At 72.8% G+C, this 19415-nt stretch carries 20 protein-coding genes and 2 tRNA genes; 13 read left to right on the top strand and 9 right to left on the bottom strand.

Features of this window, described 5'->3' with window-relative positions:
• Positions 1-8: 8 nt before the first annotated feature.
• Genes AB0K51_RS23415 through AB0K51_RS23425 form a run of 3 tightly spaced genes read right to left on the bottom strand, consistent with a single transcriptional unit; the run spans position 9 to position 2068 of the window.
• On the bottom strand, positions 9-392 hold the full coding sequence (locus AB0K51_RS23415; protein WP_363458657.1) for a hypothetical protein: 384 nt from the start codon (positions 390-392) through the stop codon (positions 9-11).
• A 27-nt stretch (positions 393-419) separates the two neighbouring features.
• The gene (locus tag AB0K51_RS23420) at positions 420-1490 is read right to left on the bottom strand and encodes a hypothetical protein (RefSeq protein ID WP_363458659.1); all 1071 of its coding nucleotides are present in this window, start codon (positions 1488-1490) and stop codon (positions 420-422) included.
• Complete coding sequence (locus AB0K51_RS23425) at positions 1487-2068, bottom strand: hypothetical protein (protein ID WP_363458661.1); 582 nt, start codon at positions 2066-2068, stop codon at positions 1487-1489. The genes AB0K51_RS23420 and AB0K51_RS23425 overlap by 4 nt, the downstream gene beginning before the upstream one ends.
• 452 nt (positions 2069-2520) lie before the next feature.
• On the opposite strand from AB0K51_RS23425, the gene AB0K51_RS23430 reads away from it, so the two are divergent.
• The 4 genes from AB0K51_RS23430 to pyrE all read left to right on the top strand — a co-directional run bounded on the left by AB0K51_RS23430 (position 2521) and on the right by pyrE (position 6403).
• On the top strand, positions 2521-3087 hold the full coding sequence (locus AB0K51_RS23430; protein ID WP_363458662.1) for a DUF2617 family protein: 567 nt from the start codon (positions 2521-2523) through the stop codon (positions 3085-3087).
• Between the two features lie 78 nt (positions 3088-3165).
• Positions 3166-4830, top strand: a complete 1665-nt coding sequence (locus AB0K51_RS23435; RefSeq protein ID WP_363458664.1) for a spermidine synthase — start codon at positions 3166-3168, stop codon at positions 4828-4830.
• A 140-nt stretch (positions 4831-4970) separates the two neighbouring features.
• A complete protein-coding gene (locus AB0K51_RS23440; protein ID WP_363458666.1) occupies positions 4971-5834 on the top strand; it encodes an SRPBCC domain-containing protein in 864 nt (287 codons plus the stop codon).
• A 32-nt stretch (positions 5835-5866) separates the two neighbouring features.
• Positions 5867-6403 carry an orotate phosphoribosyltransferase gene (pyrE, locus tag AB0K51_RS23445; protein ID WP_030457553.1) on the top strand — a complete coding sequence of 179 codons (537 nt, stop codon included), beginning with the start codon at positions 5867-5869 and terminating at the stop codon, positions 6401-6403.
• A gap of 113 nt (positions 6404-6516) precedes the next feature.
• Here pyrE and AB0K51_RS23450 read toward each other — a convergent pair whose 3' ends face one another.
• Positions 6517-7236 carry a VTT domain-containing protein gene (locus AB0K51_RS23450; protein ID WP_363458668.1) on the bottom strand — a complete coding sequence of 240 codons (720 nt, stop codon included), beginning with the start codon at positions 7234-7236 and terminating at the stop codon, positions 6517-6519.
• Between the two features lie 253 nt (positions 7237-7489).
• Here AB0K51_RS23450 and fbaA point away from each other — a divergent pair, with 253 nt between their 5' ends.
• The 3 genes from fbaA (at position 7490) to AB0K51_RS23465 (ending at position 10146) form a co-directional block, all read left to right on the top strand.
• The gene (gene fbaA / locus AB0K51_RS23455) at positions 7490-8512 is read left to right on the top strand and encodes a class II fructose-bisphosphate aldolase (protein WP_363458670.1); all 1023 of its coding nucleotides are present in this window, start codon (positions 7490-7492) and stop codon (positions 8510-8512) included.
• Positions 8513-8628: 116 nt separating this feature from the next.
• Positions 8629-9048: a DUF3151 domain-containing protein gene (locus AB0K51_RS23460; RefSeq protein ID WP_363458672.1), complete on the top strand. Its 420-nt coding sequence runs from the start codon at positions 8629-8631 to the stop codon at positions 9046-9048.
• 234 nt (positions 9049-9282) lie between these two features.
• Positions 9283-10146 carry a DUF3152 domain-containing protein gene (locus tag AB0K51_RS23465; RefSeq protein WP_363458674.1) on the top strand — a complete coding sequence of 288 codons (864 nt, stop codon included), beginning with the start codon at positions 9283-9285 and terminating at the stop codon, positions 10144-10146.
• Positions 10147-10174: 28 nt separating this feature from the next.
• Here AB0K51_RS23465 and AB0K51_RS23470 read toward each other — a convergent pair whose 3' ends face one another.
• From AB0K51_RS23470 to purS, 5 genes are all read right to left on the bottom strand, one after another.
• Positions 10175-10879, bottom strand: a complete 705-nt coding sequence (locus AB0K51_RS23470) for a maleylpyruvate isomerase N-terminal domain-containing protein (RefSeq protein WP_363458676.1) — start codon at positions 10877-10879, stop codon at positions 10175-10177.
• Positions 10880-10986: 107 nt separating this feature from the next.
• On the bottom strand, positions 10987-11799 hold the full coding sequence (locus tag AB0K51_RS23475; RefSeq protein WP_363458677.1) for a sterol carrier family protein: 813 nt from the start codon (positions 11797-11799) through the stop codon (positions 10987-10989).
• Positions 11800-11904: 105 nt separating this feature from the next.
• Complete coding sequence (gene purL, locus AB0K51_RS23480) at positions 11905-14160, bottom strand: phosphoribosylformylglycinamidine synthase subunit PurL (RefSeq protein ID WP_363458679.1); 2256 nt, start codon at positions 14158-14160, stop codon at positions 11905-11907.
• Positions 14160-14837: a phosphoribosylformylglycinamidine synthase subunit PurQ gene (gene purQ / locus AB0K51_RS23485; protein ID WP_363458681.1), complete on the bottom strand. Its 678-nt coding sequence runs from the start codon at positions 14835-14837 to the stop codon at positions 14160-14162. Before purQ ends, purL begins: the two co-directional genes overlap by 1 nt.
• Complete coding sequence (gene purS / locus AB0K51_RS23490) at positions 14834-15088, bottom strand: phosphoribosylformylglycinamidine synthase subunit PurS (RefSeq protein WP_363458683.1); 255 nt, start codon at positions 15086-15088, stop codon at positions 14834-14836. The genes purQ and purS overlap by 4 nt, the downstream gene beginning before the upstream one ends.
• Before the next feature lie 435 nt (positions 15089-15523).
• Here purS and AB0K51_RS23495 point away from each other — a divergent pair, with 435 nt between their 5' ends.
• The 6 genes from AB0K51_RS23495 to AB0K51_RS23520 all read left to right on the top strand — a co-directional run bounded on the left by AB0K51_RS23495 (position 15524) and on the right by AB0K51_RS23520 (position 19414).
• The gene (locus tag AB0K51_RS23495; RefSeq protein WP_073807183.1) at positions 15524-15841 is read left to right on the top strand and encodes an Lsr2 family protein; all 318 of its coding nucleotides are present in this window, start codon (positions 15524-15526) and stop codon (positions 15839-15841) included.
• Positions 15842-15992: 151 nt separating this feature from the next.
• Positions 15993-16065, top strand: a tRNA-Gly gene (locus AB0K51_RS23500).
• A 37-nt stretch (positions 16066-16102) separates the two neighbouring features.
• Positions 16103-16178, top strand: a tRNA-Gly gene (locus AB0K51_RS23505).
• A 157-nt stretch (positions 16179-16335) separates the two neighbouring features.
• Positions 16336-17307, top strand: a complete 972-nt coding sequence (locus tag AB0K51_RS23510) for an ABC transporter ATP-binding protein (RefSeq protein WP_363458685.1) — start codon at positions 16336-16338, stop codon at positions 17305-17307.
• Positions 17304-18113 (top strand): ABC transporter permease, encoded by an 810-nt coding sequence (locus tag AB0K51_RS23515; protein ID WP_363458686.1) that lies wholly within the window; start codon positions 17304-17306, stop codon positions 18111-18113. The genes AB0K51_RS23510 and AB0K51_RS23515 overlap by 4 nt, the downstream gene beginning before the upstream one ends.
• 83 nt (positions 18114-18196) lie before the next feature.
• On the top strand, positions 18197-19414 hold the full coding sequence (locus AB0K51_RS23520; RefSeq protein ID WP_363458688.1) for a histidine kinase: 1218 nt from the start codon (positions 18197-18199) through the stop codon (positions 19412-19414).
• Position 19415 lies beyond the last annotated feature (1 nt).

Genomic DNA, 19415 nt, shown 5'->3' on the forward strand with positions numbered 1-19415 from the left:
GGGCCCGGTCAACGCCATTCCGTCCAGAACCGGTCGTCGTCCGAGGGCGGCGGACGGTCCGGGTCGGGGGCGACCGGCGGGTCGGACCGGACCCCGTAGAAGTAGTCGTACACGTCCTGCAGGAATCCGTAGAGCTCGTTCTCGGTGAAGAACTGGAATCCGGTGAGCCCCAGCCAGTCCCTGGTGGAAGCGGGCCGCTGCTCCAGCAGGTATTCCAGGCTTTCGCGGAGACGGCCGGCGAATTCGCTGCCGTCGGTGGCGAACGGCTTGAATTCGCCGATCTCGTCCACCGTGTCGATCCGGAAGCAGGACCCGTAGAACCGGCGGAGCCGCTCGTCGTCCGACCAGCCCGGGACCTCCCGGAAGCTCCAGCGCAGCGGTGGAACCGGCACCGTGCGGCCCTCCTTCGATGTTCACCGTCAATGCGGCAGGTGGTGGCGGCTGACGTTGTGCTTGAGAGCGGGCTGCGGAAACATCGTGTGGAGGTTGAATCCGCCCTTGCCATCGGGTTTGTAGACGGCCACGATCTCGGCGTCCTTGAAGTTGACGTCCCGGTAATTGACCTTCCCGCCGGCTGTCACCGGATTGTCCGGGTCAATATAGTACCCGCGGAACTTGGCATCATGGCCGCCCGGCCCCCAGGCGTCACTCGGCGAGAACTTCACCTCGTACGGCGGACCGGTCGGAATCCGTGCTCGCGCATATCGCTCCGCGTACATGAAGGACTCGTTGTCCTTGAAAGCGGTGGAAAAGCGGTCGCAGCTGTGGTTGACCGGATTGCCGTGCTGGTCCTTCTTCTCCTTGTCGTGGTACAGCTGCGGCGGCGTCAGGTTCTGCTTGGCGTCGGGTCCGTGCAGCGGGTCGATCTTCTCGTTCGACCGGGAGAAGCCGTACTCGTCGCGGGCCCACCGGGTGACCTGCTGCGGGGGTTGGGCGACCGGGTAGCCGTGCGAGTTGATGATCGGCGGCTGCGGGACGTTCACCCGCTCCTGGATCGGCTTGCCCAGACGGTCTTTCAGCTGTTGGTCCGTCACCTTCAGGTGCCGTCCGACGCCGTGGCCCTGCAACTCCAACTGGGCCACCCGCTCGTCCACCTGCCGGTGGTACTGCGCGCGCAGCGCCTTGCGGCCGGGCACCGACTGGCCCGGGCCGAGCTTGATGCCCTCGGAGCCGAGCGAGCGGCCGTCCGCGCGCAGGCTCTTGTGGATCGCCCGCTCGGCGTCGTCGAGGTTCTTCGCCGTGAGTTCCAGGCCGCGTCCGATCGAGCGGTGCCCACCGGCCATCGCCTTGGCCATGTCGCCGATCATCGAGTCGACGACCGGGCGGACGGCGTTCTGCACGATCTGCCCGAGCTTGCCCTTCCCCAGCAGCTTGCCCCGGGTGCGGGCGTCGAGGTCGCGCGAGTGCTTCTCGACCTGGTCGGCGTGCGAGTGCGCCTGCCGGGCGGCCCGCCCGAGCGCCTCGGGGTCGACCCGGAATCCGCCGCTCATCGGCTGCCTCCCGCACCGAGCGCCGCCTCGACGCCCTGGAACACCAGCCCGGACACCGCCTGCTCGATGGCGGCCTGGAACGGCTCGACCGCCATCGAGACCAACTGACCGATGATCATGTCCTCGATCTCCTGGATGATCGCGTTGACGATCCGCTTGCCCGCCTCGACGATCGCCGCCTCGGCCGCCGCGGCGATGCCCATGGTGGCCACGGCGGCGGCCATCTCGGCGGCCATCGCGACGAGTTGGGCGATCACCGCGCCCTTGGCGACGATCACGCCGTCGGCGGCCACCTCCAGCGCGGTGCCCAGCACCTCGCAGCCCTGGATCAGCACCGTCATGTGCGAGCCGGAGGCCTGGCCCCAGCGCGACAGCATGGCCTCGTAGGAGGCGCCCTCGAAGGCGCCGCCGAGGTTCTGCAGCAGGACGTCGGTGTCGTCGTGGGACTCCTGCATCCCGCGGCCGAACTCCCGGACGTGCTGAGCCCACTCGCGGAGTTCGTCCTCGTCCACGTCGGGCCAGTTGAGACCCATCAGGTCCATGATCCAGACCAGTTCGGACGGCAGCTCGATCGACAAGGCCCCGTGACTCCCCCTGCAAGGCGGCACCCCCGTGATGCCGACCGATATAGACGCGTCGCGTCGCCGTTCGGTTCCCGAGCGGGGATTCCCCAGGTGGAAAGGGCGGTTGAAAGGTTGAAAGCTGCACCTCCGTCAAGGGGGCGCACACGGCGCGCGACCCGCGCGCACGGCGCTTGATCCGGTGGAACCAGCGCCCCGTGGACAGAGTGCATCCCGGGACCGATCACACCCAGTCGGACACAGCGCCCAGAACGGTGAATGAGTGCCAAACATGGGTAAATCCCTGACGGACCCGGAGAATTCGTGCTTCTCTGCTGCTGAATCTCCAGCCGGAATCCTTCCTTCCACGGTCGGCCGCGCCCCAGACCGGACAGTCTCGAACAGCCTCGCGTAGCCGGGGCGGACCCGGGATCAGGGGGCGCGCACGGAGCTGAAATGCGGAGCCGAGCATGCTCACCACCCTGCAGACCTCCTACACGGACACCCGCGCCGGCGACCTGGCCTGGCAGCTCGGCGGCGAACCGCTGCCCGCGCTGGCCGTCCGTGACCTCAGACTGGACGACGGGTCCGGCCTCCCCGGCGCGGCCCGCGGCACCCTCCAGCTGCGCCTGCTCGGCGCCTCGCACCAGGTCATCCTGGCGGCGGGCCCCGGCGACTGCCTGGAGACGGTGGCCTGCCTGCCGGGCCGCCGCACCCCGCTGCCGGCCCGGGTCGCCGAACAGGTGGCCGGCTGGGAGTACGAGTTCGCCGCCCGGATCGAGGAACTGCCGCCGCACGTCTTCGCCGCCCGCGCCCAGGAGCTGCTCTCGCTGGTCGAGGGGCACCCGCGCGGCCTGGCCGGGATCTTCCCGGGCGACCCGAGCGCCTTCACCGCCCTGGTGGCGCACTGCGAGGAGCGCCGGGTGCTGTGGCGGACCTGGCACGCCTACCCGCAGGAGGGCCGGCTGGTGTGCACCCGCTCCTCGCTCTCGCTGCCGGGCGCCGCGGACAACCCGGAGGCGCTGGGCGGCTGGTGACCCGGGTCAACCACGCGCCCGGCCCAGTCCACCGAATGGGTGCAGCTATCCACCCGGACTCTCGCCTAGCGTTCATTCATGATCAACCATCCGGCCGGACCACCCGCGCAGCCGGGTCTGGACGCCACCGATCCCCCACCCGCGGCCGAGCACCGGCCCCTCGCCCCGCGCGGCGCGGTCCGGGCCGGCGGCGCCATACCGCTCGCCCTCCCGGCCCGGTCGGCCCGGATCCTGGTGCTGCTGGCCGCGTTCGTCTGCGCGGCCTGCGGCCTGGTGTACGAACTGGAGCTGGTCGCCCTCGGCGGCTACCTGCTCGGCGACTCGGTCACCCAGACCTCCGTGGTGCTCTCCGTGATGGTCTTCGCGATGGGCGTCGGCTCGCTGCTCGCCAAGGGGCTCACCCGCCGCCCCGCCACCTCCTTCGCCGCGGTCGAGTACGCCCTGTCGCTCACCGGCGGCCTCTCCGCGCTGGCCCTGTACTGCGGCTGGGCCTGGCTGCACCAGTCGCGCGCCACGCTGGCCGCGCTGATCGCCGCCACCGTGCTGATCGGCCTGCTGATCGGCGCCGAGATCCCGCTGCTGATGACCCTGATCCAGCGGATCCGCCAGGACCACGCCGGCCGGGCGGTCGCCGACCTGTTCGCCGCCGACTACGTGGGCGCGCTGATCGGCGGGCTCGCCTTCCCGTTCGTCCTGCTGCCCACCCTCGGCCAGGCCACCGGGGCGCTGCTCACCGGCGCGGTCAACGCGCTGGCCGGCGCGGTGGTGGCGCTCTGGCTGTTCCGCGCCGAACCCACCCCGCGCGCCCGGCTGGCCCTGTGGACCGGCTGCGGGCTGGTGCTCGCCGTCCTCGCCCTGGCCGCCGCCTGGACCGGCGCCATCGAACGCGCCGCCCGGCACGCCCTGTACGGCGGGCCGATCCGCTTCGCCACCCAGAGCCGCTACCAGGAGATCGTCCTCACCGGCGGCCCCGACCCGGCCGCCGCCCGGGTCCCCGAACAGCGCACCCCGCCGCCGCTGGAGCTCTTCCTGGACGGCCGCCTCGCGGTCTGCGGCCCCGACGAGTACCGCGACCACGAGGCGCTGGTCCGCCCCGCGCTGGCCGCCGGCCCCGCCGCCCGGGTCCTGGTGCTCGGCGGCGACGGCCTCGCCCTGCGCGAGGTGCTGCGCCACCCCGCGGTGCGCAGCGTGCTGGTGGTCGAGCGCGACCCCGCGCTCGCCGCCCTGCCGCGCCGGGACGCCGCCTTCGGCGCGCTCGCCGGACACCCGTACGACGACCCGCGGGTCCGGCTGGTCACCGCCGAGCCGATGGCCTGGCTGCGCGATTCCGCCGCCGAGTTCGACGCGATCGTCGCCGACCTGGACGGCGAGGCCTCCGGCGGTAGGTACCGCACCCGCGAGTTCTACGGCCTGGCCGCCCGCCGGCTCGCCCCCGAGGGCCGGCTCGCGGTGCGCGGCGGGGCGCCCGGGCAGGCGCTGTGGACCGCCGCGTCCGGCCTCGACGCGGTCGGCCTGCGCACCGTCCCGTACCAGGGCCAGGACGCCCCTGCGGACGGCTGTGGCCGCCCCGCCGCCGCCACCGCCTACCTGCTCGCCGCACGCACTCTCCCGGCGCTCACCCTGGCCTCGGACGCCCCCGCCCCGCGCTCCCTCACCGAGGCCGGCCTGCGCACCACCGCCGCCGGCCTGGCCGGCCGCCGCCCCACCCCGCTGCCGCCGCCGCACACCCTGCTGGGCCCGTGACGCGCAGCCTTACGGCCGACCTAAGCCAGTTCGGCTTCCGCCGCGAACCCCCGCCCCCCGTACGCCCGTTCGCGCAGTCGTCGATCCGCCTTCGCGTGGAAGGCTCGGCAGGGCGCGGCCCGGTCGGTAGGCTCGCTGGCATGGAGCATGAGGTTGTCGTCCCGGTGCCCGCCGAGGTCGTCCGGGAGGCGCTGGTGGACCGGGAGCTGGTGGCCCGGTGTGTGCCGGGCCTGAGCGCGGTCGCGCCCACGTCCGCCCCCACCGCGGACAGCCGGCTCAGGATCCGGATCGCCGGGTCCACCATCACCTTCGCCGGCCACCTCGCCGTGGAGACCTGGCAGGACGGCGCGCTGCGGCTGCTGCTGACCGGCGAGGAGATCCGCGGCGCCGCCCCGGTCACCGCCGAGCTGCGGGTCACCCTGGACGAGCGCCCGGGCGAGACCGCGGTGCGGATCCACACCGTGCTCGACGCGGCGGGCCGCCTGGCCGGGTTCGAGCCCGCGGTGCTGGAGTCCACCGGCCGCCGGCTGATCGACCGCGCGGTGGCCGCCCTGGTCGACGAGCTGTCCGAGCCGGAGGACGACCCGGAGGGCGATCCGGCGGACTCGGCCACCGTGGTCTTCCTGGACGACCGCACGCCCCCCGCCGACCTGGACGACGACCTGTCGGACCTGATCGCGTTCAGCGACGACGAGCTGCCCGAGCCGGTGCCGGTGGTGCCGCAGCCGGACTCCCCGTTCGACCCGGAGAACGTGCCGGTGCGGCGCAGCATCGTCGGCCGCTCGGCCGAGGAGGTCGACCACGCCCCGCCGCACGGCCGGTACGCGCCCGCGCCGCCCGCGCACAGCGCGCGGGCCCGGGCGGCCTCCCGCTGGGGCGGCGCGGAGCCGACGCCGCTGTCCGGGCTGGCGGCGGACCGCTCGGCGCTGCCGTGGATGATCGGCGGCGGGGTGGCGCTGATCGGCGGCGCGGTGGTGCTGGTCCGGGCGCTGCGCCGACGCTGAGGCGCCGGGCCCAGGCCCTAAACTGGCTGTCCATGAGCAACGACCGCGACGCCCTGCTGGCGCAGATCAAGGACAAGGCCGTGGTGCACGGCAAGGTCACCCTCTCCTCGGGGCTGGAGGCGGACTACTACGTCGACCTGCGCCGGATCACCCTGGACGCGGAGGCGGCGCCGCTGGTCGGCAAGGTGATGCTGGACGCGGCCGCCGACCTGGAGTTCGACGCGGTGGGCGGTCTGACCCTGGGCGCCGACCCGGTGGCGGCGGCGATGCTGCACGCCGCGGCGGCCCGCGGCCGGAAGCTGGACGCGTTCGTGGTTCGCAAGGCGGGCAAGGCGCACGGCCTGCAGCGCCGGATCGAGGGCCCGGACGTGAAGGGCCGCCGGGTGCTGGCGGTGGAGGACACCTCGACCACCGGCGGTTCGGTGCTGACCGCGGTGGAGGCGCTGCGCGAGGCGGGCGCCGAGGTGGTCGGCGTCGCGGTGATCGTGGAGCGCGGCGCGGCCCCGGCGATCGCCGAGGCGGGCCTGCCGTACGTGACCGCGTACACCCTGGACGACCTGGGCCTGTGAGCCCGGACCGGGCCCGCGGCGGGCACGGTTTCACGTGAAACAACGCGAAAGGCCCGGATCGATCGATCCGGGCCTTTCGTCCGTCCGTGACGGGGGCGTCAGTGCTTGCAGCGTCAGTGCTTGCGGTGGCGTCCGCCGCCGACCGGCTCGCTCTCCCGGGACTCGTCGCCCTGGGCGGCGGCCTTCTTCTTCTTCCGCTCCCGCAGCACCTCGATGATGATCGGCGAGACCGAGATCAGGATGATCAGCGCCATCGCGGGCAGCAGGTACTTGTCGATCACCGGGGCGAGCTGGTCGCCGGTGAAGTAGCCGATCAGCAGCATCGACTCGGTCCACAGCACGGCGCCGACGACGTTCCAGAGCAGGAAGGTCTTGGCGGGCATCTGCAGGGTGCCGGCCACCGGGTTGAGGAAGGTCCGCACCACCGGGATGAAGCGGGCCAGCACCACGGCCTTGGCCGGGCCGAACTTCTCGAAGTACTCCTCGGCCTTCTCCACGAACTCGGGGCGGAAGAGCTTGGAGTTCGGCTTGTCGAACATCTTGGGTCCGACCTTGCGGCCGAGCAGGTGGCCGAGCTGGGCGCCGGCGATCGCGCAGAGCGGGGCCGCGATCAGCAGCAGGGCGATGTTCATCTGGGCACCGTCGCCGAGCACCGCGGGGGCGGCGCTGGAGGCGGCGACGCCGGCCAGGATGAGCATCGAGTCGCCGGGGAAGAAGAACCCGACCAGCAGGCCGGTCTCGGCGAAGATGATCGCGAGGATCCCGATGGCACCCACCGAGGCGACGAGCGATTTGGCGTCAAGGACGTTGACGGCGAGCTGGATGTGTTCCACGGGCGCAGGATAGCGCCCGGACGTTTGCGGAGCCTTAACCGGCGGCGTACCGGGGGGTACCCCGAGCGGCCGTCCCAAGTGGCGGGCCGCTGGGTGTGTCCGAGGGGGGAGTCTGGGAGGATGACCGAGGTGTCCGGCCCGCGGTCGAGCTACCACCCTCATGCTCGTGCCGCATCGATGTCGTGAACCACAGGCGTATCGAGCCATCGGACAGCGTCGTCCGATCGCCCCACACCGACAGGAGCGGATTCGCATGCCCATCGCAACTCCCGAGGCCTACAACGAGATGCTCGACCGGGCCAAGGCTGGCAAGTTCGCCTACCCGGCCATCAACGTCACCTCGTCGCAGACCCTGCACGCCGCCCTTCGCGGTTTCGCCGAGGCCGAGAGCGACGGCATCATCCAGATCTCCACCGGTGGTGCGGAGTTCCTGGGCGGCCAGCACAACAAGGACATGGTGACCGGCGCGGTCGCGCTGGCCGAGTTCGCGCACATCGTCGCGGCGAAGTACGACATCACCGTCGCGCTGCACACCGACCACTGCCCGAAGGACAAGCTGGACGGCTACGTCCGCCCGCTGATCGCGATCTCCGCGGAGCGCGTCGCCCGCGGCGAGAACCCGCTGTTCCAGTCGCACATGTGGGACGGCTCGGCCGAGACCCTCGCCGACAACCTCTCCATCGCGCAGGAGCTGCTGGCCCAGGCCGCCGCCGCGAAGATCATCCTCGAGGTCGAGATCACCCCGACCGGTGGCGAGGAGGACGGCGTCTCGCACGAGATCAACGACGAGCTGTACACCACGGTGAACGACGCGGTGCGCACCGCCGAGGCGCTCGGCCTGGGCGAGAAGGGCCGCTACCTGCTGGCCGCCTCGTTCGGCAACGTGCACGGCGTGTACAAGCCGGGCAACGTGGTGCTCCGTCCGGAGCTGCTCAGCGACCTGCAGGCCGAGATCGGCAAGCAGTACGGCAAGCAGGACCCGTTCGACTTCGTCTTCCACGGCGGCTCCGGCTCCACCGAGCAGGAGATCCTGACCGCGCTGGAGAACGGCGTCGTCAAGATGAACCTGGACACCGACACCCAGTACGCCTTCACCCGCCCGGTCGTGGACCACATGTTCCGCAACTACGACGGCGTGCTGAAGGTCGACGGCGAGGTCGGCAAGAAGAACACCTACGACCCGCGCACCTGGGGCAAGCTGGCCGAGGCCGGCATGGCCGCCCGCGTGCTGGAGGCCGCCCAGCAGCTCCGCTCGGCGGGCAAGCGCATCAAGTAAGGCCTGGTGACCGCAGGGTCCGCACGCCTCGGTGCCCCCGTACCCGCCCGGGTACGGGGGCACCGTGCCGTCCGGGGGCTTCCGGTCGGGGGTGGGTCGGGTGGCAGACTGCCAGCATGGAGATTCACAAGAACCTTCTCGACGGGCCGGAGCCGACGCTGCTGGCCGAGGACGAGCAGCCGTACCGGATGCTGGCGGAGGAGTCCGCCTCGCCGACCCAGGTGGCGGCGGAGTACCCGGCGTTCTGCCTGGCCTGGGCGATGCTCGCGGACGACGCCTTCGCGGCGGGCCGCACCGTCGAGTCCTACGCCTACGCGCGGACCGGCTACCACCGCGGGCTGGACTCGCTGCGCCGCGCCGGATGGCGCGGGCACGGGCCGGTGCCGTGGGAGCACCGGGGCAACCGCGGCTTCCTGCGCTGCCTGGCGGCGCTGGCCCGGGCGGCCGGCGCGATCAACGAGACCGAGGAGGAGGAGCGCTGCTGGCAGTTCCTGAAGGACAGCAGCGCCGAGGCGTACGCCGAACTGAAGCAGTAACGGTCGGTACCGCCACCCCCTCCCGGGGGTCCGGCGGGCCCGCCGCCGAGCGCACCGGAGAAGTCCCGGGCCCGCCGTGGGCCCGGGACTTCCGTCCGTCCGGGCGCTGCCGAGCCCGCCGGGAACCGAACTGCCGCATACCGCGTATGTAGAACATGGCGGAACACTCGTGCGACCGTGACCCGACGGTCCGTACGGGCCGCCGGTACCGTCGCCGCACCCAGGGGAATCCACGTGTCCGCAACCCGCAGGTCCGCCCGCACCGCCCGTCGCCGCGCCTCGCGCCGGCGCCGGCTGGCCGTCGCGCTGGGCAGCACCGCCGCGCTGGCGGTGCTGGGCGCCGCCGGGTACGGGGTCCTGAACGGCGTGGCGCACGGGGGCGGCGGCCCGGCGACGGTGCAGGCGCGGGCCGTCCCGCCGCTGACCGAGTCCCCGCCGCCGCAGGACACCGCGCCGGAGCCGAGCGCCCAGCCGTCGAACACCCCGCCGAGCAGCCAGGCGCCGAGCAGTCAGACACCGTCCTCGGGCGCGGGCCAGGGCCGGGGGGACGGCACCTTCAACACCGCCGAGGCGGCCGGCAGCGCGGTCGGACAGGGCACCGTCCGGCGCTACAAGGTGGAGGTGGAGAACGGCATCGGGATCGATCCGAAGGCCGCCGCGGCCGTGGTGCAGGCGGTGCTGGCCGACCCGCGCGGCTGGACCGCCGACGGCCACGACGGATTCCAGCTGGTCTCTTCCGGCACCTACGACTTCACCGTGCGGATCGCCTCACCCGACACCGTGGACCGGATCTGCGGCTCCGCCGGACTGGACACCAAGGGCGAGGTGAACTGCGACGTCGGCAAGCAGGTGATGGTCAACTCCAAGCGCTGGCAGACCGGTTCACCCCAGTTCAGCGGCAGCCTGGACGACTACCGGGCGCTGATCGTCAACCACGAGGTCGGCCACCGGATCGGCCACGGCCACGAGGGCTGCCCCGGCCCCGGAAAGCCCGCCCCGGCGATGATGCAGCAGATCTACGGCCTGGACGGCTGCGTGGCCAACGCCTGGCCGTACGGTGCGGACGGCCACTACCTCGGCGGCCCGTCCGTCCCCTGACCGTCGGCCGCCCACCTCTGACCGCTCGTCAGCTGAGCACCGGCAGGTGCTCCGCCAGCCCGGTACCGGTGACGCTCTCCCGGCCGGTCGCCAGCCGGATCCAGCGCAGCGGGTCGGCCTGCGCCGCCTCGCGGGCCGGGCCCGCCGCGGCCGGTGCGACCGCGTCGAGCAGCAGCTCGGCGACGATCGCCACCGCCCGGGCGTCGTGCGGGAACGCGTCCAGGCCCAGGGCGTGCGCCAGGTCGTCGGCGTGCACCACGGTCTCCACCAGGCGGGTGACCAGGAAGTCCGCCAGCCGCATCACGCCGAAGGCCAGCGGGAACGGGCGGTCGGCGTCGGCGGAGGCCGGCGACGCCAGGAACGCGGCCAGCACCCCGCAGACCTCGTCGAACCGGGCGGCCGCCTGCTCGGCCGAGCCCGCGTAGTGCGCGGCGGTGTGCTCCCGGGTGCCGCGGTCGAGCGCGTCGGCGACGGTGCCGACCACGCCCACCCAGGCGGTGAGCGTCAGTTCGCCCACCCCGGCGGGCAGCGGGTCGTCCAGGTGCTCCGGCGCCCAGCCGATCTGCCGGTCCAGATGCGCCGTCAACTCCCGGACCCGCCAGGTGCCGAGCCGGGTCGGCAGCGCCAGCTCCGGCTCGCCGAGGGCGCGCACCGCCAGCCGGAGCGCCTCGGTCTGCCCGGCGAGCGCCGACCGGACGGGCCGAGCCTCGTGAGTCACCGCGGAGTTCACCATGGCGCCGAGGCTAACGGCGGACGGCGGCAGCCCGCCGCCACCGTCCACCGCTCGGAACGCCGTCAGCCGGGCTCCCCGGCGCGGAACCTGTCAGTCCCCCGGCACCCTCAGCCCAGCACCGGCAGGAAGCCGCTCAGGTCGCTGCGCTCGCCGCTCGCGGTGAGCGAGACGTCCAGCGCGTCCGCCCAGGCCAGCCGGCCGGTGGCCAGCCGGATCCAGGTCAGCCCGTCGGCCTCCACCACGTTCGGAGGGGTCCCCCGGGTGTGCCGCGGGCCCTCCACGGCCTGCACCACCGCGTACGGCGGGATCCGCAACTCGACCGCGCCGCCGGGCACCTGGACCGCGAAGGCGTCGGCGAGCAGGCGGGCGGCCGAGGCCAGCGCGAACGGGTCGTGCGGGAACGCGTCCAGGCCCAGGGCGTGCGCCAGGTCGTCGGCGTGCACCACGGTCTCCACCAGCCGGGTGACCAGGAAGTCCGCCAGCAGCATCGGCCCGAACCGCATCGGGAGCACCGCGTCGGGCTGCTGCGCGCGTTCGCCGTCCAGCACCTCGAGCAGCACCGACACCTGCCGCTCGAACTCGCCGGCCACCTGCGCGGCGTCGCCCGCGAACTGCTCGGCGACCAGTTCCACCGCGGTGTCGTTGATCGCGGCGGCGGCGGTGCGGGTGCGGGAGGCCCAGTACAGCGGGGTGATCGGGGCCTGGTCGGGCAGCGGGTCGTCCAGGTGCAGCGGGACCCAGCTGACCACCATGCCGAGGTGGGCGACGAGTTCGCGCACCCGCCACTCCCCGAGCCGGGTGGGCAGCGCCAGCTGCTCGTCGTCGAGCTTGCGGACGCATCCGCGCAGCGCGTCGAGCTGGCCGGTGAGCGCGGCGCGCACCTTCACCGGGTCGTACGTTCGGGTCTTCGCAGTGGGCATGAGCGCAGCGTACAAAACGCCGACGGGCGGCCGGTCCGAAATTCCGAACCGGCCGCCCGTCGTTGACGAACCGTCAGGCGGACGTCGACCTGCGTCGACGAACCGTCAGGCGAGCAGCGCCTCGATCACGCCGGTGTGCGCCTCGTGCAGCTCGGCCAGGGTCACGGTGAACTGGCCCTGCACCTCCAGCGCGTCGCCGTCCACCACGCCGATCCGGGTGGCGGGCAGGCCGCGGGCGCCGCACATGTCGTTGAACCGGAGCTCCTCGCTGCGCGGGACGGCGACCACGGCGCGCCCGGCGGACTCGGAGAACAGGAACACGAACGGGTCCAGGCCCTCGGGCACGACCACCCGGGCGCCGTTGCCGCCCTTGAGGCAGCTCTCCACCAGGGCCTGCGCCAGGCCGCCGTCGGAGAGGTCGTGCGCGGCGTCGACCATGCCGTCGCGGGAGGCCGCGATCAGGATGTCGCCGAGCAGCTTCTCGCGCTGCAGGTCCACCTTGGGCGGCAGGCCGCCGAGGTGGTTGTGCACGACCTGCGACCAGGCGGAGCCGCCCAGCTCGTCGGCGGTGTCGCCGAGCAGGTAGAGCAGCTGGCCCTGCTCGCCGAAGGCGATCGGGGTGCGGCGGGTGACGTCGTCGATGACGCCGAGCACCGCGACCACGGGGGTCGGGTGGATGGCGACCTCGCCGGTCTGGTTGTACAGCGAGACGTTGCCGCCGGTGACCGGGGTGCCGAGCACCTGGCAGGCGTCGGCCAGGCCGCGGGTGGCCTCGGCGAACTGCCACATCACGTCCGGGTCCTCGGGGGAGCCGAAGTTGAGGCAGTCGGAGACCGCGAGCGGCTTGGCGCCGCCGGCCGCGACGTTGCGGTACGCCTCGGCGAGGGCCAGCTGGGCGCCGGTGTACGGGTCCAGCTTGGTGTAGCGGCCGTTGCCGTCGGTGGCGACCGAGACGCCGAGGTTGGTCTCCTCGTCGATCCGGATCATGCCGGAGTCCTCGGGGTGGGAGAGCACCGTGTTGCCCAGCACGAACCGGTCGTACTGGTCGGTGATCCACGCCTTGGACGCCTGGTTCGGCGAGCCGGCGACCTTCAGCAGCGCGTCCTTCAGCTCCGCGCCGGTGCCCGGGCGGGCCAGCCGCTCGGCGGTCGGGGCGTCCAGCTGCAGGGCGTCCTGCCAGTCCGGGCGGGCGTACGGGCGGTGGTACGTCGGGCCCTCGTGGGCGACGGTGCGCGGCGGCACGTCGACCACCAGGTCACCGTGCCAGAAGATCTCCAGCCGCTCGCCGTCGGTCACCTCGCCGATGACGGTGGCGATGACGTCCCACTTCTCGCAGATCTCCAGGAAGCGGTCGACCTTGCCGGGCTCGACGATCGCGCACATGCGCTCCTGCGACTCGCTCATGAGGATCTCCTCCGGCGAGAGCGTGTGGTCGCGCAGCGGCACGGTGTCCAGCTCGATCCGCATGCCGCCGGTGCCGGCCGAGGCCAGCTCCGAGGTGGCGCAGGACAGGCCTGCGCCGCCGAGGTCCTGGATGCCCGCGACCAGGTCCTCGCGGAAGATCTCCAGGGTGCACTCGATGAGCAGCTTCTCCTGGAACGGGTCGCCGACCTGGACCGCGGGGCGCTTGGTGGGCTTGGTGTCGTCGAAGGTCTCCGAGGCCAGCACGGAGACGCCGCCGATGCCGTCGCCGCCGGTGCGGGCGCCGTACAGGATGACCTTGTTGCCCGGGCCGGACGCCTTTGCGAGGTGGATGTCCTCGTGCTTCATCACGCCCACGCAGAGCGCGTTGACCAGCGGGTTGCCCTGGTAGCAGGAGTCGAAGACGACCTCGCCGCCGATGTTCGGCAGGCCCAGGCAGTTGCCGTAGCCGCCGATGCCGGCCACGATCCCGGGCAGCACCCGGCGGGTGTCCGGGTGGTCGGCCGCGCCGAACCGCAGCGGGTCCATCACGGCGACCGGGCGGGCGCCCATCGCCAGGATGTCGCGGACGATGCCGCCGATGCCGGTGGCCGCGCCCTGGTAGGGCTCGATGTACGACGGGTGGTTGTGCGACTCGACCTTGAAGGTGACCGCGTAGCCCTGGCCGACGTCGACCACGCCCGCGTTCTCGCCGATGCCGACGAGCATCGCGTCGTTCTTCGGGGCCTTCTCGCCGAACTGCTTCAGGTGGACCTTGGAGCTCTTGTAGGAGCAGTGCTCGGACCACATCACCGAGTACATGGCGAGCTCGGCGCCGGTCGGGCGGCGGCCGAGGATCTCCCGGATCCGGGCGTACTCGTCTTCCTTGAGGCCGAGTTCGGCCCAGGGCTGCGCGGCGTCCGGGGTCTGCTCGGCGTTCTTGACGGTGTCGAGGCTCATCAGGCGTTCACCAGCTGCTTCAGGACGGAAGTGAAGAAGCCCAGGCCCTCGGTGGTGGGACCGGTGAGCTCCTCCACCGCGTGCTCCGGGTGCGGCATCAGGCCGACGACATTGCCCGCGGCGTTGGTGATGCCGGCGATGTCGCGGTACGAACCGTTCGGGTTCACGTCGAGGTAGCGGGCCACGATCCGGCCCTCCGCCTCCAGCGCGTCCAGGACCCGCTCGTCGGCGACGAAGCGGCCCTCGCCGTTCTTCAGCGGAACGGTGATTTCCTGACCGGCCGAGTAATCCCGGGTCCAGGCGGTCTCCGCGTTCTCGATGCGGAGCTTCTGGTCGCGGCAGATGAAGTGCAGCGAGTCGTTCCGGGTGAGCGCGCCGGGCAGCAGGTGCGATTCGCACAGCACCTGGAAGCCGTTGCAGATACCGAGGACCGGCATTCCCAGCTTGGCCTGCTCGATGATGGTGTCCATCACCGGCGAGAAGCGGGAGATGGCACCGCAGCGCAGATAGTCGCCGTAACTGAATCCGCCCGGCAGGACGACCGCGTCGACCTGGTGGAGATCCTTGTCACGGTGCCAGAGGGCGACCGGCTCGGCGCCGGCCAGGCGGACCGCGCGCTGGGCGTCGCGGTCGTCGAGGGAACCGGGGAAAGTGACGACGCCGACTCGGGTGGTCACTTTCCGTCCTCCTCGATGCGGACGGTGAAGTCCTCGATCACGGTGTTGGCGAGGAAGGTCTCGGCGGCCTCGCGGATACGGGCGAGCGCGGCGTCGTCGACCGGGCCCTCCAGCTCCAGCTCGAAACGCTTGCCCTGGCGGACGTCGGCGATCCCGGTGAAGCCGAGACGCGGCAGTGCACGCTGCACCGCCTGTCCCTGGGGGTCGAGGATCTCCGGCTTGAGCATGACGTCGACTACGACGCGTGCCACTGGCACTCCCGGTGGTGATTGCGTGAAGGCGGGGGGACCTTCAGCCTACCTGGGGTTTCGGGTCGGATTGCTGGCCCACCGGGGCGACGCGCGTAGACCCACGCCCCTTACGCCCCAAGGGTTCCGGGCCTTCCCAGCCGCCCCCCGGCACCCTTCCGGCCCCCTTGACGGGCATCCGATTTCGTCGGTTTAATCCCGGATGTAACGGGCCGGTATCGGCATCGGAGGGAACCCCGTGAATATCCGGAAAAAAGGAATCCCGGACTCTTCGATTTCGACCCCCTTTGGGTGCAGAATAGGGCGACCGGCAGCCGGACGCGCCGCATCTCGGCGTGGGCTCCCCTGCCCGCATACGGATGCCGCCACCCCGGCTCATCGGGCCACCGGGGCACCCGAGACCCCCGTCGGCCGAATTGCCCGAGAGGATTGACACCCATGGCTCAGCGTGTAGTCGTCACGCTCTCCGACGACCTGGACGGCGGCGCAGCCGCGGAAACCGTCCACTTCGGCGTGGACGGGAAGTCGTACGAGATCGACCTGTCTGCGGACAACGCGGAAAAGCTTCGGGAGGCCCTCGCACCGTTCGTCGCCGCCGGCCGGCGGCAGAGCCGCAGCGGAAAGTCCTTCCGCCGCACCGCCCTCACTCCGGACCCGGCTGCGGTCCGCGCCTGGGCCCAGTCCAACGGCATGGAGCTGCCGGCCCGCGGCCGGATCCCGAAGCACGTGTACGAGGCGTTCTCCGAGAACAACTGAGCGCCCACGGAGGCCAGTTGGCCTCCGCTGCCCTTCCCCGGCCACGCCGCCGGGGAAGGGTGGGGCGAGCAGGCCGATTGATGTTGTAGAGTATTTCTCGTCGCCGCAACCGGGGAAGATCCGAGCGGGGCGGCCGGTGCCCAGGCACCGTGCGGACGTGGCTCAGTTGGTAGAGCATCACCTTGCCAAGGTGAGGGTCGCGAGTTCGAATCTCGTCGTCCGCTCGCAGCTAGCGTGACAAGCTGTACAACTCAATATCATGCGGACGTGGCTCAGTTGGTAGAGCATCACCTTGCCAAGGTGAGGGTCGCGAGTTCGAATCTCGTCGTCCGCTCCAGTGCGAAGGCCCCCCTCGATCGAGGGGGGCCTTCGGCGTTTCCCGATCTCGGCACCGGCACCCCGTGACATATGTCACCGCCGACCCGTGGAGTTCCACCGGCACCCGGTGACGGCGCGCACTACTGGCCGCCCGCCCCCGCCGGGAGGCTGGGACCATGACCGACACCACCCGCCCCGCGCCGGCCGTCGAGGCCCGCGGACTGCACCGCCGCTACGGCCCCGCCGGGCCGTCCGGCTTCGAGGCCGTGCGCGGCCTGGACCTGACCGTCCGTCCGGGCGAGCTGTTCGCGCTGCTGGGCACCAACGGCGCGGGCAAGACCTCCACCCTGGAGGTGGTCGAGGGGCTCGCCCGGCCGACCGCCGGCGAGGTCCGGGTGCTCGGCCTCGACCCGTACCGGGAGCGGGCCGCACTGCGCCCGCGGATCGGGATCATGCTCCAGGAGGGCGGCTTCCCGGGCGAGTTGACCGTCGCGGAGACCGGCCGCTGCTGGTCCGGCCTGACCACCGGCGCCCGTGCGGTGGACGAGGCGCTCGACCTGGTCGGCCTGCTGCCCCGGCGCACCGTGCGGGTCAAGCAGCTCTCCGGCGGCGAGCGACGCCGGCTCGACCTGGCGATGGCCCTGCTGGGCCGCCCCGAGGTGCTGTTCCTGGACGAGCCGAGCACCGGCCTGGACCCGGAGGCCCGGGCCTCGGTGTGGCGGCTGATCCGCGACCTGCGCGCCCGCGGCACCACGGTGGTGCTCACCACGCACTACCTGGAGGAGGCCGAGGAGCTCGCCGACCGGCTGGCGATCATGCACCACGGCCGGGTGGTGGCAGGCGGCACGGTCACCGAGGTACTGGCCGCACACCCCGCCCGGATCAGCTTCGAACTCCCCGAGCGCTCCGGCCCGCACGCCGGACTCAGCCTGCCCGCGCTGCCCGGCGCCGAGACCACCGCCGACGGCCGCCGGATCACCCTGCGCACCCAGGACCTGCAGGGCACCCTCACCGAACTGCTCGGCTGGGCCGCCCGGCACCGGGTGCCGCTGGCCCGGCTGGACGCCCGCAGCGCCTCCCTGGAGGAGGCCTTCCTCGCCATCGCGGCCGCCGAGACCGCCGCCCCGCAGATCGGACGTGCCGCATGACCACCGCCACGCTCACCACCCCGGCCGGGCGCCTGCTCGCCCTCGGCCGCGCCGAGACCGCCCTGCTGCGCCGCAACCGCACCGCACTGTTCATGGCGCTGGTGCTGCCGGTCGCGCTGATCGGGATGGTCCGCTCGGTACTGGCCGGCGCGGTCGAACGCGACCCCGGCCTGGACCTGAAGGCCAATCTGGTGACCAGCTCGATGGGGCTGATCCTGCTGGTCGTCGTCTACTGCAACGTGACGACCGCTTACACCGCCCGCCGCGGCGAGCTCGTCCTGAAGCGCCTGCGCACCGGCGAGGCCCGTGACGCCGAGATCCTGCTCGGCACCGCCGCCCCGTCGATCGCCCTCGCGCTGGTGCAGTGCCTGCTGCTCGGCGTCGGCGGCGCGGTGCTGCTGGGCCTGCGCGCCCCGGCCAACCCGCTGCTGGTGCTGATCGGCCTGGTCCTGTCCGCGGCCCTGCTGACCGCGCTCGCGGCGCTCTCCAGCGTGGTCACCAGGACGGTGGAGAGCGCCGGCATCACCACCCTGCCGCTGCTGCTCGTCGCCCAGCTCGGCTCCGGCCTGCTGATCCCGCTGGAGTCCCTGCCCGACCGGATCGCCACCGTCTGCCGCCTCCTCCCCACCACGCCCGCCCTGCAACTCGTCCGCCTCGGCTGGTTCGGCACCGAGGGCACCGCCCCCGCCACCGGCTTCGCCGGCACCTGGGCCCCGGCCGTCCTCCCGCTCCTGCTCGCCCTCGCCTGGACCGCCGCCGCCACCTGGGCCACCCGCCGCTGGTTCCGGTGGGAGCCCCGCCCGTAGCCGCCCCGCCGGAGGCCCGACCGGCCCCCGATCCGGACCTGGCAGGATGCAGGCAGACCCCCGAGAGCGAGGTGCACCGAGCCATGCGCGTGAGCAGGCCCAGGCCGGTCCGCCGGTGGCGGGCGACCGGCAAGGCGCAGCGCACCGAGCTGTACGTGCGCTGGTCGTTGTACGCGGTGGCGGCGATGCAGCCGGTGGTGACGCTCGGCATGGTGGCCGGGCAGATCGGCCACCGGGAGGCGGTCGGCTGGGAGTTGCGGACGGCGGTGTTCGGCTCGCTGCTGGCGGCGGCGCTGAACGGGCTGCTGGTCCGGATCGGCCTGCCGGCCTACCTGGGCCGGCGCCCGCGCCCGTACGGCTGGGTGGCGGGGTCGGGGGCGGTCTCGGTCGCGGTGGCGGCGGCGGTGCTGTTGCTGGGGCCCGAGCTGACGGCGGAGTCGTCGTTCGGGACCACGGTGGCGATCGTGACGGTGACCTTCTGGATCGCCACGGCGGCCGTCGCGCTGCCGCTGCGGCAGACCGCCCTGGCCGCGCTGCTGGCGCTGGCCGCGACCGCGGTGCCGTTGCTGTGGGCGGGCGCGCATCCGGGGTTCGTGCTGGGCCTGTCGGTCGGCAGTCTGCTGGGCGCGGCGGTGGCGGCCGGCACGGCGCGCGGTTCGGCGTGGACGGCGAAGGTGGTGTGGGAGCTGGACGAGGCCCGGCAGACCCAGGCCCGGCTGGCGGTGGCCGAGGAGCGGCTGCGGTTCTCCCGCGATCTGCACGACGTGCTGGGCCGGAACCTGGCGACCATCGCGTTGAAGAGCGAACTCGCGGTGCAGCTGGCGCACCGTCAGCGCCCGGAGGCGGTGGACCAGATGACCGAGGTGCAGCGGATCGCGCAGGAGTCGCAGCGCGAGGTCCGCGAGGTGGTGCGGGGCTACCGCAGTGTCGAGCTGCACACCGAACTGGCGGGCGCCGCTTCGGTGTTGCGTGCCGCGAAGGTGGACTGCCGGACCGAGCTGGACGGCGCGGAGGGCCTGCCGGTGGCGGCGCAGTCGGTGCTGGGCTGGGTGGTGCGGGAGGCGGCGACCAACGTGCTGCGGCACTCGGAGGCCGCGAACTGCGCGATCCGGCTGCGGATCTCGGGCGCCGCCGCGGTCCTGGAGGTGGAGAACGACGGGGTGCCGCCGCTGCCGCGCCGGGCCGACGGCCCGGGCAGTGGGCTGCGCGGGCTGCGCGAGCGCCTGGCCGCGCACGGCGGCACGCTGGCGGTCGAGGACGCCCCGGGGGTGTTCCGACTGACCGCGGAAGTTCCGATATGAG

Source organism: Kitasatospora sp. NPDC049285 (assembly GCF_040678815.1).
Lineage (GTDB): Bacteria > Actinomycetota > Actinomycetes > Streptomycetales > Streptomycetaceae > Kitasatospora.